We start from the raw sequence: 1,063 nt of genomic DNA, 5'->3' as shown, positions 1-1,063 counted from the left end.
GTGGTGACGGTGCCGGGGGCGGGCAGGAAGTTGCGGCCGGGGTCTTCGCCGTTGATGCGGAATTCGAAGGAGTGGCCGCGTACCGGCGGGTCGTCGTAGCCGAGTTCTTCGCCGTCGGCGATGCGGAACATCTCGCGGACCAGGTCCAGGCCGGTGACCTCTTCGGTGACCGGGTGTTCGACCTGGAGGCGGGTGTTGACCTCCAGGAAGGAGATGGTGCCGTCCTGGCCGACGAGGAACTCGCAGGTGCCTGCGCCTTGGTAGCCGGCTTCCTTGAGGATGGCTTTGGAGGCGCGGTAGAGCTCGGCGTTCTGTGTGTCGGTGAGGAACGGTGCGGGGGCTTCCTCGACCAGTTTCTGGTGGCGGCGCTGCAGGGAGCAGTCGCGGGTGGAGACCACGACGACGTTGCCGTGTTGGTCGGCCAGGCACTGGGTTTCGACGTGGCGGGGGCGGTCGAGGTAGCGCTCGACGAAGCATTCGCCGCGGCCGAAGGCGGCGACGGCCTCGCGGACGGCGGAGTCGTAGAGCTCGGGGACTTCTTCGAGGGTGCGGGCGACTTTCAGGCCGCGGCCGCCGCCGCCGAAGGCGGCCTTGATGGCGATGGGCAGGCCGTGTTCTTCGGCGAAGGCCACGACCTCCTCGGCGCCCGAGACGGGGTCGGGGGTGCCGGCGACCAGGGGGGCGCCGGCGCGTTGGGCGATGTGGCGGGCGGCGACCTTGTCGCCGAGGTCGCGGATGGCCTGGGGCGGGGGGCCGATCCAGGTGAGTCCGGCGTCCAGGACGGCCTGGGCGAATTCGGCGTTTTCGGACAGGAAGCCGTAGCCGGGGTGGATGGCGTCGGCGCCGGAGTCGGCGGCGGCGGTCAGGACCTTGGTGATGTCGAGGTAGCTGGTGGCCGGGGTGTCACCGCCCAGTGCGTAGGCCTCGTCCGCCGCGCGTACGTGCAGGGCGTCGCGGTCGGGGTCGGCGTAGACGGCCACACTCCCGATTCCGGCGTCCCGGCACGCCCGGGCAACGCGGACAGCGATTTCGCCTCGGTTGGCGATGAGCACCTTGCGCACGA

Annotated in this window: 1 protein-coding gene; it reads right to left on the bottom strand. The window is 70.7% G+C overall.

Annotated features, from left to right (window positions below):
- The coding region (locus JXZ78_RS40015; RefSeq protein ID WP_238783732.1) for an acetyl-CoA carboxylase biotin carboxylase subunit at window positions 1-1,061 on the bottom strand (1,061 nt) is incomplete at its 3' end.
- Window positions 1,062-1,063: the final 2 nt, after the last annotated feature.

The sequence above is a fragment of the Streptomyces monomycini genome (assembly GCF_022271435.1).
Lineage (GTDB): Bacteria > Actinomycetota > Actinomycetes > Streptomycetales > Streptomycetaceae > Streptomyces > Streptomyces monomycini.
The sequence above is the reverse complement of the archived record's forward strand: the minus strand, read 5'-3'. Positions and strand labels throughout refer to the sequence as shown.